Annotated in this window: 13 protein-coding genes; 11 read left to right on the forward strand and 2 right to left on the reverse strand. The window is 43.1% G+C overall.

All coding sequences use genetic code 11. The annotated features are described in order from the left end of the window. Positions 1–197 precede the first annotated feature (197 nt). Both gyrA and L8S15_RS12670 read left to right on the forward strand, forming a co-directional pair. A complete protein-coding gene (gene gyrA, locus L8S15_RS12665) occupies positions 198–2885 on the forward strand; it encodes a DNA gyrase subunit A (protein ID WP_010438123.1) in 2688 nt (895 codons plus the stop codon). 237 nt (positions 2886–3122) lie between these two features. Further along, positions 3123–3752, forward strand: coding sequence for a tetratricopeptide repeat protein (locus L8S15_RS12670; protein ID WP_280573377.1), 630 nt, complete (start codon positions 3123–3125; stop codon positions 3750–3752). A gap of 105 nt (positions 3753–3857) precedes the next feature. Here L8S15_RS12670 and L8S15_RS12675 read toward each other — a convergent pair whose 3' ends face one another. Then, positions 3858–4202, reverse strand: coding sequence for a rhodanese-like domain-containing protein (locus L8S15_RS12675; RefSeq protein WP_010438127.1), 345 nt, complete (start codon positions 4200–4202; stop codon positions 3858–3860). A gap of 145 nt (positions 4203–4347) precedes the next feature. Further along, positions 4348–5778: an ammonia-forming nitrite reductase cytochrome c552 subunit gene (gene nrfA / locus L8S15_RS12680; protein ID WP_280573378.1), complete on the reverse strand. Its 1431-nt coding sequence runs from the start codon at positions 5776–5778 to the stop codon at positions 4348–4350. Between the two features lie 481 nt (positions 5779–6259). Between nrfA and nrfB the strand changes: the two genes are divergently transcribed. The 9 genes from nrfB (at position 6260) to L8S15_RS12725 (ending at position 14110) form a co-directional block, all read left to right on the forward strand. Next, positions 6260–6844 carry a cytochrome c nitrite reductase pentaheme subunit gene (gene nrfB / locus L8S15_RS12685; protein ID WP_010438133.1) on the forward strand — a complete coding sequence of 195 codons (585 nt, stop codon included), beginning with the start codon at positions 6260–6262 and terminating at the stop codon, positions 6842–6844. 3 nt (positions 6845–6847) lie between these two features. Next, entirely contained in the window at positions 6848–7534 is a 687-nt protein-coding gene (gene nrfC / locus L8S15_RS12690; RefSeq protein ID WP_280573381.1) for a cytochrome c nitrite reductase Fe-S protein, read from the forward strand. A gap of 2 nt (positions 7535–7536) precedes the next feature. Further along, a complete protein-coding gene (gene nrfD, locus L8S15_RS12695) occupies positions 7537–8511 on the forward strand; it encodes a cytochrome c nitrite reductase subunit NrfD (protein ID WP_102392673.1) in 975 nt (324 codons plus the stop codon). Positions 8512–8668: 157 nt separating this feature from the next. Next, on the forward strand, positions 8669–10591 hold the full coding sequence (locus L8S15_RS12700) for a heme lyase CcmF/NrfE family subunit (RefSeq protein WP_016790981.1): 1923 nt from the start codon (positions 8669–8671) through the stop codon (positions 10589–10591). Next, positions 10572–11126, forward strand: coding sequence for a DsbE family thiol:disulfide interchange protein (locus L8S15_RS12705; protein WP_010438146.1), 555 nt, complete (start codon positions 10572–10574; stop codon positions 11124–11126). The genes L8S15_RS12700 and L8S15_RS12705 overlap by 20 nt, the downstream gene beginning before the upstream one ends. Next, positions 11123–11563, forward strand: a complete 441-nt coding sequence (gene nrfF, locus L8S15_RS12710) for a heme lyase NrfEFG subunit NrfF (RefSeq protein WP_016788537.1) — start codon at positions 11123–11125, stop codon at positions 11561–11563. The genes L8S15_RS12705 and nrfF overlap by 4 nt, the downstream gene beginning before the upstream one ends. Positions 11564–11652: 89 nt before the next feature. Beyond that, positions 11653–11829 (forward strand): hypothetical protein, encoded by a 177-nt coding sequence (locus L8S15_RS12715; protein WP_010438149.1) that lies wholly within the window; start codon positions 11653–11655, stop codon positions 11827–11829. Between the two features lie 248 nt (positions 11830–12077). Continuing rightward, positions 12078–12674, forward strand: coding sequence for a GTP cyclohydrolase II (ribA, locus tag L8S15_RS12720; protein ID WP_009848836.1), 597 nt, complete (start codon positions 12078–12080; stop codon positions 12672–12674). Positions 12675–12850: 176 nt separating this feature from the next. After that, positions 12851–14110 carry an imelysin family protein gene (locus L8S15_RS12725; protein WP_016769290.1) on the forward strand — a complete coding sequence of 420 codons (1260 nt, stop codon included), beginning with the start codon at positions 12851–12853 and terminating at the stop codon, positions 14108–14110. The last annotated feature ends 35 nt before the right edge of the window (positions 14111–14145 follow it).

Below are 14145 nucleotides of genomic sequence, written 5' to 3' on the forward strand. Positions count from 1 at the left end.
CTTATTGGGTGTAAAGTGACCATGTTTCAGCGAGATATGATGCGGAGGTGCAATTTCTCATCAATTGATTGGCTACAAGGGTCACAAGATGGTAAAAGGAGAGGGAAAGTGATGCCTCCGTAGGTAAATTTGTGTTATATTTTTCGGTCTTATACGTATTCAAAAATACGATCTGACTATAGAGGGAAAATGGCTCTATGAGCGATCTAGCGAAAGAGATCACGCCCGTAAATATTGAAGATGAGCTTAGAGGTTCATACCTAGACTACGCGATGTCCGTCATCGTTGGTCGTGCCCTTCCAGATGTGCGTGATGGCCTAAAACCTGTACACCGCCGCGTTTTGTTCGCGATGAATGTACTGGGTAATGATTGGAACAAACCATATAAAAAGTCTGCTCGTGTAGTAGGTGATGTAATCGGTAAATACCACCCGCATGGTGATAGTGCTGTATACGATACTATTGTTCGTATGGCTCAACCGTTCTCACTGCGTTACATGCTAGTTGATGGCCAAGGTAACTTTGGTTCTATCGATGGCGACTCCGCGGCTGCAATGCGTTATACCGAAGTTCGTATGGCGAAAATTGCTCACGAGCTCCTGGCTGACCTTGATAAGGAAACTGTGGACTACGTACCGAACTACGATGGTACAGAACAAATTCCAGCAGTACTTCCTACAAAAATTCCTAACCTATTGGTAAACGGTGCTTCTGGTATCGCAGTAGGTATGGCTACCAACATCCCACCACATAACCTTGGTGAAGTTGTTGATGGCTGTTTAGCATTTATCAATAATGAAGATATTACTATTGATGAGCTAATGGACTATATCCCTGGTCCTGACTTCCCGACAGCAGCACTTATCAGTGGTCGTAAAGGCATCGTAGATGCTTATAAAACTGGCCGCGGTAAAGTTTACATGCGTTCAAAAGCGAATATTGAAGTAGAGAAAAATGGTAAAGAAACCATTATCGTTACTGAGATTCCTTACCAAGTAAACAAAGCTCGCCTGATCGAGAAGATTGCTGAACTGGTTAAAGATAAGAAAGTTGAAGGCATCAGTGCTCTACGTGACGAATCTGATAAAGATGGTATGCGTATTGTTATTGAATGTAAGCGTGACGCTGTCGGTGAAGTTGTATTGAACAACCTTTACTCACAAACTCAACTGCAAACAACTTTCGGTATCAACATGGTTGCGCTGAACAATGGTCAACCACAGTTGTTCAACATCAAAGACATGCTTAAGTGCTTCGTAGACCACCGTCGCGAAGTTGTGACTCGTCGTACTATCTTTGAACTGAAGAAAGCGCGCGACCGTGCACACATCCTTGAAGCATTGTCTCTAGCACTTGCTAACATTGACGAAATCATCGAGCTTATCCGTAACGCTCCAACGCCTGCTGAAGCAAAAGCTGGTTTAGTAGCTCGCGGTTGGGAACTTGGTAACGTTGCAGCAATGCTTGAACGTGCAGGTACTGATGCGGCTCGTCCTGATTGGTTGGAAGACCAATACGGCATCCGCGATGGCCAATACTTCCTAACGGAAACACAAGCACAAGCTATTCTAGAGCTTCGTCTTCATCGCTTAACTGGCCTTGAACATGAGAAGATTCTAGACGAGTACAAAGCGCTTCTAGAAGAAATCGCTGAGCTAATGCACATTCTTGCAAGCACTGAGCGTTTGATGGAAGTTATCCGTGAAGAACTTGAAGCGGTACGTGAAATCTATGGCGACGCTCGTCGTACAGAAATCACAGCAGCGGTTCATGACATCGACATGGAAGAGCTGATTGCTCAAGAAGACGTTGTAGTAACGCTTTCTAACGCAGGTTATGTTAAGTACCAAATTCTAAGCGACTACGAAGCTCAGCGTCGTGGTGGTAAAGGTAAGAGTGCAACTAAGATGAAAGATGAGGATTACATTGAGCGTCTGCTTGTTGCTAATACTCACGATAACATCTTATGTTTCTCTACTCGTGGTAAGACGTACCGCCTGAAAGTTTACCAACTGCCTCAAGCAAGCCGCACCGCTCGTGGTAAGCCTATCGTTAACATTCTTCCTCTAGAAGAAGGTGAGCGTATTACGGCTATCCTGCCTGTCTCTGAGTTCTCTAACGAGAAATTCATCTTCATGGCAACAGGCGACGGTACAGTTAAGAAGACATCACTGGATCAATTCGCAAACGTACGTGCTAACGGCCTAATCGCAGTTAACCTACGTGACGATGATTCACTGATTGGCGTTGATATTACTGATGGTAATAGCGACATCATGCTGTTCTCTAAATCGGGCAAAGTTGTTCGCTTTAACGAGGACAAAGTACGTCCAATGGGTCGTACTGCATCTGGTGTTCGTGGTATGAAGCTTCCAGAAGACGATCAAGTGGTTTCACTGATTGTTCCTTCAAATGAAGGCGATATCCTAACTGTGACTCAAAACGGTTACGGTAAGCGTACTGAGTTGGCTGAATACCCAACGAAAGGCCGTGCAACGCAAGGTGTAGTATCTATCAAAGTCTCTGATCGTAATGGCCCAGTAGTTGGTGCTGTTCAGGTTGAAGAAGGCGATGAAATGATGATGATCACCGACGCAGGTACACTAGTACGTACTCGCGTGGCGGAAGTCAGCCAAGTTGGTCGTAACACTCAAGGTGTAACACTGATCCGTACTGCTGAAGATGAGAATGTTGTAGGTCTACAACGTATCGACGAAGTAGAAGAAGCTGAGATTGTTGAAGGCGAAGAAACTGAAGAAGCAAATGCTGACGCAGTAAACGCAGAAACAGTTAATGCAGAAGGAAAGGTCGTTTCTGAATCAAATGAAGAGCAAGCATCCGATGCTTCTGACTCTGAGAGTGATAGCGAGCAAGATACTGAGTAATCTCGATTACACTAAGTAATTAAGAGTACCAATGAAAAAACCGAGCCTAAGTGCTCGGTTTTTTATTACCTGTCATTTCATTTTTCTTATCACTTCGTTTAGGTCTTAGAGCAGACCTTAACCTGTCGCTTTTATGCAAAAGTTTGAGCACTAAATCTCGAACGCTAAACTTTGATCAATAACGAGGCAGAACGAAAGCGATAGAGTAGGAGATAAAGCTAAATAAAAGGATGTGGAATGGATATCTGGTTGTTGGTTGCTTTACTATTAATGAGTCTGTTTTTTATCGCGTTTGTTATTGCCGCGAGCAAAAATGGCCGTCATTTAAAAGGCAATGCGATGATTTCGCTTATCGCTGTGGTTTTGAGTGTGCTTGTCTGGTTTCAGCTTAAACAAGAGTTACCTCAATTTCCTTTAAATGATAGCGATAGCTACACGGCAACAGATTTCCAAGATGAGCTTCAGCAGAGCCTTGATCAAGACCCAAATCAATCCGATTTGTGGTTTAAGCTTGGTGGTGTGTACATGCAAAAAGGGGAGTTTGATGCGGCATTCACTTGCTACGATTATGCGATTCGATTAGATCCTCAAGTACCTTCTGGTATTTATGCTGCTAAAGCTACTGCACTTTATTACCTTAGCTCCCAGGCGATGAGTGATGAGGTCAAGAGGCTATTAAATCAGTCGATGCAGCTTGATCCAAACGATCGTACCGCCTTAATGTTGATTGCGACCGATCACTTCATTAGTATGCGCTATCAACAAGCGATCGATGCGTGGACTCAAATCCTCGATTCCAATCAAAAGGGCATTGATCGTGTTTCGATTATTCATTCGATCAACCAAGCCAAAGAGATGATCCGCTAGGCTTGGTCAATAAGCTTGTTGTTCCTGAATAAATTTTGAAACTATTTACCTTTGAAGTAATTCGACTCTAAAGTGATTAATTTCTAAAATCATTATTTTCCGTATCTATTGGCTTTCGATCATTTCAGTTAAACCACCTGCGTTATGGATTTGAGTAAATCCTTGATCACGCAAGAACTGATACGCTTGCCCTGAGCGATTACCACTGCGGCAATACAAAACGATCGGTTGGTCTTTCTCAATATTAGCAAAGTGAGTCGCTACTTCTGAAAGAGGGTAGTTGATGGCGTTGTCTAGATGCCCTTGTTCGAACTCTGCAGGTGTTCTTACATCAATGACTAATGCACCTTTCTCTATCAACTCCCACCCTGTCTCTGCGCGCTCTGATGCGTTAACGCCTGAACTGAGTAGTGTAATGCATAATGCTAAAAGCGAAAATAAGGTCTTCATTTTTGACTCCTTGAATTAGCAAACGGTCATTGGAAAGTACGTATTGATTTGAATGCTTCAAACCCAACACTGAATATTTAAAACAAAAAACCAGCCACACAACAATAGTGTGACTGGTTTTTACCTAACGGTCTATTTGAAGAAACTAGTATTCGTAGTTGGCTTCACGCTTTTCAGCTTGCTCTTCCCATTTAGGAACAACCGTGTCTAAGAAGTGCTGTTTCTCTGCGTTCATCTTATCCATGTCCATTCCAAGCGCTTTTTGAGCCGCTTCTTTGGTCGAGATATCTGGAATTTCGATTGGATCGGTGATGCCTTTCTTCGCCAGTAGACGAACAATTTTAGTTCGAGCATCCGCTGCGCGATCAACGGCAGTACCTAGTACTTCTAGAGCGATTTCAGGTGCGTGCATATGAATACCGTGAGACGCAATAGCGTAGTCCCAACGCCATTGAGCGTGACGGATATCCAGTAGGATAGGCTCCATCTCTTGCTCTGTCGCACCGGCTTCCCATGCCGCACCTGCTTCAAAGTGAGCGGCTACGATTTGCTTCTCAGCAGTCAGCTTCATGTTCAGAACTTGTGCTTTACGGCTTGAAACGATGTTACGCATGGTTTCTTTCGATTGAGTGTGACAGTTTGCACACGTATCTTCGAAGCGGTCGAATGGGTTACCCACTTTATGGTCGGTATAAACAGTGCCATCTTCTTTGGTCACTTTCGGCATATGACAGTCTGCACAGACGACTTTATTTTTGCCGTGGATACCTTCACGCCATGTTTCGAAACCAGGGTGCTGTGCTTTCAACATGGGTGCTTTCGATACTTTATGAGTCCAATCTTTAAAGTTGATCGCATCATAGTAACGTTCCATATCGCCGACGGTTGTACCTTGGTCCCAAGGGAATTTCACGCCTTTGGTTGGCCCGGTGAAGTAGTATTCCACATGACATTGGGCACAAACTGAAGCTTGTTGGTCTAAACGGCTTTGCTCATCAAACTTTTTACCAATTGCTTCAAATGCACGTTCAACATAAGGACGAGTGACCTTCAGTGCTGGCTCACCATTTTTGAAGCCTTCGCTTTGGGTATCGTGACAGTCTGAACATCCAATAGGGTTAATGATCTCGTTACCAAGACGCGCCCATTTACCCTCGAAGTAACCATCTTCGCCACGCTCTTCGATAACACGCGCTACATCTGGGCTCTTACAGCTCCAACACGCCATTGGCATAGGGCCAGAATTTTCGTCCGTCGGTCCGCCAGTACGAAGTGTTTGTCGTACATCGTCAATCGCATAAAAGTGACCACGAGCCTTGTTGTAATCTTTTGCAAAGCCGTAGCCAGCCCACATGATAACCATGTTCGGATCTTCTTTTAGTGCGTCTTCAATGGTTTCGCTTTCTGACGTCTGTCTCCATGAATGATATTGATCTGGGTGATTTTGCTCGAACTGATCGTTACGAGGATCGCCAATTTCGTTTTGTTCAGGCGCAGCAAAACTGGTCGCGCTTGCTAGTGATGCGCTAACCATTAATAGTGCTGTGACCGAATTACGTATCCAATGCTTTTTCACAGTGATATCTCCAATATACTGATTTTTATACCAAGCGTTGTGAGTTTGCTATTCAAATTAAGAACTGGAGAATTCCTGTTTATATTAATTCATAACTGAACACATTTTGTTACGTGTTGGATATAGATTGTCCCAGATCAATTTATGACAGTGACCTTAATCACGCTGAAGTTTATATAACCCTAAAGTGGTATTTAAAGTTAGATTGATTAGAATTTAACTGAGAATTATTATCATATATAACAAGCAATTACCTAAATTGACCATGATGTAAATAGGGTGATTGCGTTCACAAATTAACCTGTCGAAATTTCATGTTACCCAATTAGAGGTATATTCTAACAATAGAAAGCGTTGTGGCTTATCCAAAATAAGAATTGATATCATTTAAGCGGTAATAATATCGTTTAAGGGTACTTTTGTTTAACCGGAATATTATTTAGTTGAGAGTTAAATAATGCCGGTATAAGGAAAGGATAAAATGGGCAATATTAAATTGGCCATAGTCATAATGCTTAAATCCCTTCTAGCATTCTGCCTCTATGGTTATTCCATTCATGCTGTTGCTGAGCCTGCTGTTACGCCAGTAGGAGAATCAACAAGACATGAAGTCGAATTAATCCGCGACAAAGACTACAAGTGTGTTCAATGCCATAAAGATTCAAAAGAAACGGTATTGGGTTCACATGGTGAAAGTGCACACGCTTTGCTTGGCCGCGAAGTAAATTGTACCGACTGTCATAGTTCTATTAGCCCCGATCACCGTGAAGGTGCACCTAAAGTGGTGAAGTATCGTGAGGCTCAATCACAACCTGGAACCGAGAAGGTTTTCTTAGACCCTAAATTAATCCTAGATGCCAATAGCCAATGTATCGATTGTCACCAACCTGATGATCTCCGCGAAGCGAGTTGGACTCACGATGTTCACGCGCAAAACTTAACGTGTTCAAACTGCCATGATGTTCATGCGACTGAAGCAAAGGTGTTGGGCTTAGATAAGAAGCAAACCATCAAGCTGTGTGTGGATTGCCATTCAGACTTCAACCAGAAGAAAGAAGAGGAGTAATCTATGAGTTGCTCAAGAAGAAACTTTTTAGCAGGCGCGGGTGCCGTTATTTTTACCACAGGTGTAGCGGGAACTGCGGCGGTAACAAGTCGCAAGACGCTAGCTAATGTTCAAGAAGATGGCACTAAACGTTATGGAATGATTCATGACGAAACCGCTTGTATTGGTTGTACCGCCTGTACCGAAGCATGTCGTGAAGTAAACAAAGTACCTGAAGGTGTATCGCGCTTAGAAATTATTAAGAGTGAGCCCCAAGGCGAATATCCCAATGTTGATTACCGTTTTACTCGTAACTCTTGCCAGCATTGTGATAACGCACCTTGTGTGATGGTTTGCCCAACAGGCGCGGCCTACAAAGATGAAAAAACGGGCATTGTCGATGTGCATCAAGAGAAGTGCGTCGGTTGTGGTTATTGTCTATTGGCTTGCCCATACCAAGTGCGCTTTTTCCATCCAGAAAACAAGTCCGCAGATAAGTGTAACTTCTGTCGAGACACTAATTTAGCACAAGGGAAGTTGCCGGCTTGTGTCGAATCTTGCCCAACCAAAGCGCTGACATTCGGTGATTTGAATGACCCTAAGAGTGAGATAAACCGAGTACTTCAATCCGAGGTGGTTTACAGAGATAAAGCCTATCTAGGCACTCAACCAAAACTCTATAAAGTGCCATACCAAAAAGGGGAGATTTGATTATGAGTGCATGGGACGCAGCTTTTCAGTCTGGTACGGTGGTATGGGACTGGATTATAGCAATCTATCTATTTCTCGCGGGGATGTCGGCGGGTGCCGTAATGATCTCCATTTACCTAAAACGTAAGGTCATTGAAGGCGATCCTGCTCATAATGGTGTGCTAAAGGCCACGGCTTTTCTTGCGCCATTTGGGATCATTTCAGGTCTGCTTATCTTGGTTTTCCACCTGACAAAACCGTTATCCTTTTGGAAGATCATGATCTTCTATAATCCAACGTCTGTGATGTCGATGGGTGTGATCTTATTCCAAGTATATATGGTGATCCTATTCCTTTGGATCGGCATTATATTTAGAGATCAAATAGTCGTGTTTTTGAATGATCAAGCATGGTTAAAAGGACGACTCGATTTTGTCGGTAACTGGATTGGCAAATTAGAGGTGGTTGAGAATGCTTTGGAAATATTCCTAGCGGTTCTCGCATTGATGCTTGCTGCTTATACGGGCTTCTTGCTGTCAGCTTTAAATACTTTCCCACTATTGAATAACCCAGTACTGCCGATCTTGTTCTTGTTCTCGAGTTTATCTTCGGGTGCGGCGGCGTGTATTTTATTTGGTGTGTTGGTCTTTAAAGAATCACCTCATAGCCCGAGTATTTCATGGATCCACGGATTCGAACGCCCGGTCGTGATGTTTGAGTTGTTTGTTCTTATTACTTTCTTTACTGGGCTGATCTTCGCTGGTGGTCAAAGTGAGCAAGCAGTGTGGAACGCAATCGGCAGTGGATTCTGGGCGAGCTGGTTCTGGTACGGCGTCATCGGTGTTGGCATGGTTTTACCATTGTTGTTGAATGCAGTGACACCAACTTCAATTCGCCATAGCTCGGTGTATATTTTCTCCGTGACTTCGCTAAGTCTAATGGGCGTATTAATGCTGCGAACTTTTGTTCTTTACGCAGGGCAATTAACGCTCGCTTAAGTTTGTTAGTGAGTGGATGTTGGACAATTGACATCTGCTCACTAGATACCGTTTCGTTGAGCAACAGAAGCTAGTTGAGTAACAGGAGCTAGTTGGTCAATAAAAGCGAATAACGGTTTAACTTGGCTCTGCTCCGGTAGAGTCTTATTGAGGTGATATGGTCGGTTCTTTGGGGCTGTTTAGTTTAGTGTTGGTTGCTGTGCTCAGTAGCCTTATTGGCGTGCATTCGTTTTATCAAATGCTAAATAAACGGGCGCAAAATCTAGGCTTAATCCGCAGTTTCTCTCTTTCAAGTGCATTTTTTTCTCTCACTTCTGTCGCATTGCTTGGCTATGCCTTTGTCAGTGATGACTTCTCTATTCTCTATGTCGCTGAACATTCAAATACCCAATTACCCTCATTTTTTAAGCTTGCGGCCGTATGGGCAGGACATGAAGGTTCCTTGTTGTTTTGGGTACTGACGATCAGCGTCTGGTCTGGCGTGATCGCCTTACAAAAACACTATTCGAATGAATACCAAAGCCGAGTGCTGTGGGTGATGAACCTACTGCTCGCGATATTTGCTTGGTTCACGTTATTCGCATCAAATCCGTTTGAAATGAATTCGATCTTGCCGCTAGAAGGGCGTGACCTTAACCCAATGTTGCAAGATGTCGGTCTGATTTTTCACCCGCCATTGCTTTACCTTGGCTATGTCGGCTTTTCTGTGGTGCTGGCATTTGCAGTTGCTGCTTTGCTGGTTGATCCAATAGAATTTGATTGGGTTGTCCATTGCCGAAGTGGGTGTCTTGTTGCGTGGATCTTTTTAACTGCAGGGATCATTCTTGGCTCTTGGTGGGCGTATTACGAATTAGGCTGGGGCGGCTGGTGGTTCTGGGATCCGGTTGAGAATGCCAGCTTGCTGCCATGGCTTACTTCGACAGCTTTACTGCATAGTCTAGGCGTTGCCAAGGGTAAGCAACAGCTTCTTAAGTGGTCTCTTAGCCTTGCTTTCATTACATTTTGCTTGAGTATCTTAGGCACGTTTATTGTTCGTTCTGGCGTACTTACATCGGTACACGCTTTTGCAGTTGACCCAACCAAAGGTATCGCACTACTACTTATATTAGTGCTGGTGCTGGTGAGTTCATTTTCTCTGCTTATCATCAGAGAGGAGTCTTTTGAATCAAGTCCGATTACGAGTTTCGCCAGTAAGAGCTTTTTGAGTTTAGTCGCCGTGCTCATTTTTGTTTTGGCAACGACAGTTGTGGTGTTTGGTACGTTTTATCCAATGATCTTTGAACTGCTTGGGTTAGGGAACATATCGGTAGGTGCGCCTTACTTTAACCTACTGATTGCGCCTTTGGCTTTGCTCGCACTTGGTGTGATTGGTTTAGCCCCATTGTTGAGCGTTAAACCTCAAGCAACCAAAGGTGTTATTTTATTGTTAGCTGTGTTGTCGTTGGCATTGGGTTACGTTTGTTATTCATGGCAAGTGGAACAAGTCCAACGACAAGTGATGGTTTTGATGACATGGTCACTCGCATTTTGGGTTTTACTTACTCATGTTTATGGCTTAGCGGTAACGCGCAGTTCCAAGTTCCAACGCAAAGTCTGGGTGATGACATTTGCTCATGTTGGTATTGCGGTCTTGGCTATAGGCGCTGCAATGAACAGTTACCACTCGTTTGAGCGCAGCTATAAACTAAGCCCAGGTACACAAGTAGAGTTCATGGGTTGGACGCTTTCTCATCGGGATACTGAGCTTTATGTCGCCTCAAATTTTACCGCAGAGAAGGCGATACTTAAGCTAGAAACTGGCGAGCAAAGTTTTTCCATTACACCTGAAAGAAGACATTACCAAGTTCGAGTGATGAACATGAGCGAGCCCGCAATGAAATGGTTCTGGCATGGCGATGTGTATATCACCATGGGCGAGAAAATAGACTCAGCAGCCTATGCATTTCGTGTTCAATACAAGGCGTATGCGCGCTGGATCTGGTTTGGCGGGTTGTTCTCCATTATCGGCGCTTTACTCTCATTGACTCATCGTAAAAAGAAAACTGATAAGGCTGCACAGTATGCATACCAGCGTTCGTAACAAGCTAATTACTCTCATTGTCTTGGCATTAATAGTGGTGTTGGGATTTGTCTTTGCGCTTGACAGTAAGCAACAAACGACCAGCGTTTCAGAGCAAAAAAGGGCATTTCCAGAATTCATATCTACTGCGTTAGTGAATAGTGAAAGCGTCAGTGGTCAGCAGGAAATTACGCTCGCTGATGTCACACAGCATCCTTACCAACTGGTCAATGTATGGGCTTCATGGTGCGGTATTTGTAAAACGGAACATGCTTTTCTGACCGAGTTGCGAAAGAAAGGCATTCCAATTGTTGGGCTAAATTATCGGGATAATTCAGGGACAGCGATCAATGTGTTATTGAGCGACGGCAATCCGTACTCAGTAGTGATCAGTGATCCTCAAGGTAAACTGGCGCTAGAGTTGGGCGTAATTGGAACCCCTGAAACGTATCTAGTCGATGCCAATGGCCAGATCATTAAAAAGCTATTGGGCGTGATTAATGAAACGGTATGGAAAGATGAACTTGCGATGTATTTTGATGGTGTGAATGGATGATGAAGTCTCTAATACAAACGTTGTTTATGCTGTCAGCTCTTGTAGTGATTAGCCTTCCTACCATGGCTGAAGAGTTGTTTACTGCCAGTAATAAAGATACGAGTATTCAAGTTGAACTGTTTGAGTTTGAAAACCCAGAACAACAGCAACGTGCTATCAGCTTGGCGAAAACGTTACGCTGTCCACAATGTCAAAACCAAAATCTGATTGAATCCAACTCACCGATAGCAAAAGACTTACGCCTTATTGTGTTCAATATGGTGAAAGCAGGGCATAGTAATAATGAAATTACTCAATATATGACGGAAAGGTTTGGTGAATTTGTGCTTTATAAACCAGCAATGAACACCTCTAACTTATTGCTCTGGTTGATGCCAAGTGTTCTTTTTTTTCTATTTATATATTTATCAATAAAAAGCGTTAGAAAGAGCTCATAAAAATTATGTATTACTGTTTACGAATTGACCTGTATTTTGTAACATTAAAGGATTATAAAGGCTAAGCACTGTTATATAAGGATGTATCTGTGGACAACGTAATCTCAAATTTAAAGAAAGAGTTCTATACTCATGTCCGATCTGACAAATGGGCAAAAAAATACAGTGCTAAATCGAGCATTTCTACGCTTACGCAGGAAGAACTGACTGAACTTGAGAATGCTTGGGTGCAGCTTGTCATCTGGAAGCAAACCCAAGTAAGTTGATCGTGCTGTAAAAAGTATCGCCTTAGCCGCACCAGATAAATTTATAACCCCATGTTGGTCATCCCAATATGGGTTTTTTTGTTGCTTGAAAAATAATTGTTATAATATAACAATTTGTGGGTGGTCGACCTTGAAAAAGATTGTTAACAGCCTCATAGTGTCTATCATTAGATAGTTCGCTACAAAATATTGCCTAGACATATAGCGTAGTGTTGTTAAATACATAGAATTTTCAAGTGAGTATAGCTATGGCGGAAGTACGTGCCAGAATAGATTTCAAAGTAGGGGTAACAAGCAGCATTGATGCTGAACTTCTGTCTTTTCATGGGTTGAAAACAGATAAAGAGCATGTTGCTGTGATATTTAAGTCAGCAGATAAGACACAAGACATACCTCTTGTTCGTATGCACTCTGAGTGTCTTACTGGTGATGTATTCCATTCTTCTCGCTGTGACTGTGGCGAGCAGCTAGACGAAACTATAAGAATTATGGGCGAAACGGGCGGAGTGATTCTTTATCTTCGTCAAGAAGGCCGCGGTATTGGTTTGTACAACAAAATCGATGCATACCGCCTTCAAAGTGAAGGTATGAACACCTACGAAGCCAACAACCACTTAGGTTTTGGTGATGACTTACGCGATTTTACTGAAGCAGCTGAAATGCTACGTGCTTTAGGTACGACCAAAATCCGCTTGGTGACCAATAACCCTAAGAAAATCAATGAATTGAAATCTTTTGGTATTGAAATTGAAGAAGTAGTGAACACGTCTGCTCATATCAAATCAGGTAACGAAAGCTATCTGAAGGCGAAAGTCTCACACGGTAAGCACAACCTGGATATCTAATCCATTGACTTGTTGCGCCTAACACAAAAATGTTTAAAGACCTCACTCATGTGAGGTTTTTTTGTATTTATCTTGCAATAAAATTGTAAGTTTGTATTATTCAAATCCGTAGTGTAAATGATAATGGTTTGCACTATTACTACGAATAATAATTTAAAGCTCAACAAGGATGCTTCATGACCATTAAATCTTTAGTGACAAAAGCGGTAACTTCGTCACTCATTTTTGCCTCGGCTTCTACTTTCGCTGCAGTAACTCAAGATCAAGTTGTAGAACACTACGCAGATATTGCTCATGCGGTGTTCGCTGATTCAGTAATTACAGCAAAAGCGTTGAATTCTTCTATTGATACCTTCTTAGCTTCTCCTTCTGCTGGCAATTTCGAACAAGTAAAACAAGCTTGGCTTGAGTCTCGCGTACCTTACCAGCAATCAGAAGTATTCCGATTCGGTAACGCTGTTGTTGATGATTGGGAAGGTCAATTAAACGCATGGCCACTTGATGAAGGTTTGATCGATTACGTATCTTCGGATTACCAATATGAACTTGGTAACGAAGGCGCAAGCGCAAACATCGTTGCGAACAAGACTTTCCAAATTGGTCAGACTACCGTTGATGCAACGAACATCACTCCTGAGCTAATTGCAGACCTTAACGAGATCGGTGGTTCTGAAGCAAACGTAGCGTCTGGTTATCACGCAATTGAATTCCTACTTTGGGGTCAAGATTTGAACGGCACAAACAGCGGTGCAGGTCAGCGTGCTTATACTGATTTTGTTGTTGGTGCTGAATGTACAAACGGCAACTGTGACCGTCGTGGCGCATACCTAAAAGCATCAGCTGAACTCCTTATCCAAGATCTAGAGTGGATGGAAAAGCAGTGGGCTGAAGGCGAGAAAGGCAACTACCGTCAAGAACTTCTTGCTGAATCTAGCGAAAACGGTTTGCGTAAAATGCTATTTGGAATGGGCTCACTATCTCTAGGTGAGCTAGCGGGTGAGCGTATGAAGGTGGCTTTAGAAGCTAACTCTACTGAAGACGAGCACGATTGTTTCTCTGATAACACTCACAACTCTCACTACTACAACGAGCAAGGCATCTACAACGTTTACACGGGCCTATACAAGCGTGAAGACGGTACTCTACTTTCAGGTCCAAGCCTGTTTGACCTAGTAGAGCAAAAAGATGAGCAAGCTGCGAAAGAGATCCAAAAGCAGTTTGACTTAGCACGTGCACAAGTAGGTGAATTAGTAACGTCTGCAGAGAAAAACAACCAGCATTTCGATCAGCTAATCGCTGCCGACAACGCTGCGGGTAACGCATTAGTGAACAAAACAATTGTTGCGCTAGTATCTCAAACCGCTGCAATCGAACGCGCTGCTGGTGTTATTGGCATTGATAGCCTAAACCCAGACACGGCTGATCACGAGTTCTAAGAACTCGAGGTTAATACCAATCGTAGTAAATAACT

Source organism: Vibrio sp. S/42/10, assembly GCF_029890535.1.
GTDB classification, from domain to species: Bacteria; Pseudomonadota; Gammaproteobacteria; order Enterobacterales; family Vibrionaceae; genus Vibrio; species Vibrio cyclitrophicus.

What these genes read in the sequence shown, in the direction of transcription:
- ribA (WP_009848836.1), top strand. Translation starts at nt 12,078, where the DNA reads ATGGCGGAAGTACGTGCCAGAATAGATTTCAAAGTAGGGGTAACAAGC.
- gyrA (WP_010438123.1), top strand. Translation starts at nt 198, where the DNA reads ATGAGCGATCTAGCGAAAGAGATCACGCCCGTAAATATTGAAGATGAG.
- nrfD (WP_102392673.1), top strand. Translation starts at nt 7,537, where the DNA reads ATGAGTGCATGGGACGCAGCTTTTCAGTCTGGTACGGTGGTATGGGAC.
- L8S15_RS12675 (WP_010438127.1), bottom strand. Translation starts at nt 4,202, where the DNA reads ATGAAGACCTTATTTTCGCTTTTAGCATTATGCATTACACTACTCAGT.
- L8S15_RS12725 (WP_016769290.1), top strand. Translation starts at nt 12,851, where the DNA reads ATGACCATTAAATCTTTAGTGACAAAAGCGGTAACTTCGTCACTCATT.
- L8S15_RS12670 (WP_280573377.1), top strand. Translation starts at nt 3,123, where the DNA reads ATGGATATCTGGTTGTTGGTTGCTTTACTATTAATGAGTCTGTTTTTT.
- nrfC (WP_280573381.1), top strand. Translation starts at nt 6,848, where the DNA reads ATGAGTTGCTCAAGAAGAAACTTTTTAGCAGGCGCGGGTGCCGTTATT.
- L8S15_RS12705 (WP_010438146.1), top strand. Translation starts at nt 10,572, where the DNA reads ATGCATACCAGCGTTCGTAACAAGCTAATTACTCTCATTGTCTTGGCA.
- L8S15_RS12700 (WP_016790981.1), top strand. Translation starts at nt 8,669, where the DNA reads ATGGTCGGTTCTTTGGGGCTGTTTAGTTTAGTGTTGGTTGCTGTGCTC.
- nrfF (WP_016788537.1), top strand. Translation starts at nt 11,123, where the DNA reads ATGATGAAGTCTCTAATACAAACGTTGTTTATGCTGTCAGCTCTTGTA.
- nrfB (WP_010438133.1), top strand. Translation starts at nt 6,260, where the DNA reads ATGGGCAATATTAAATTGGCCATAGTCATAATGCTTAAATCCCTTCTA.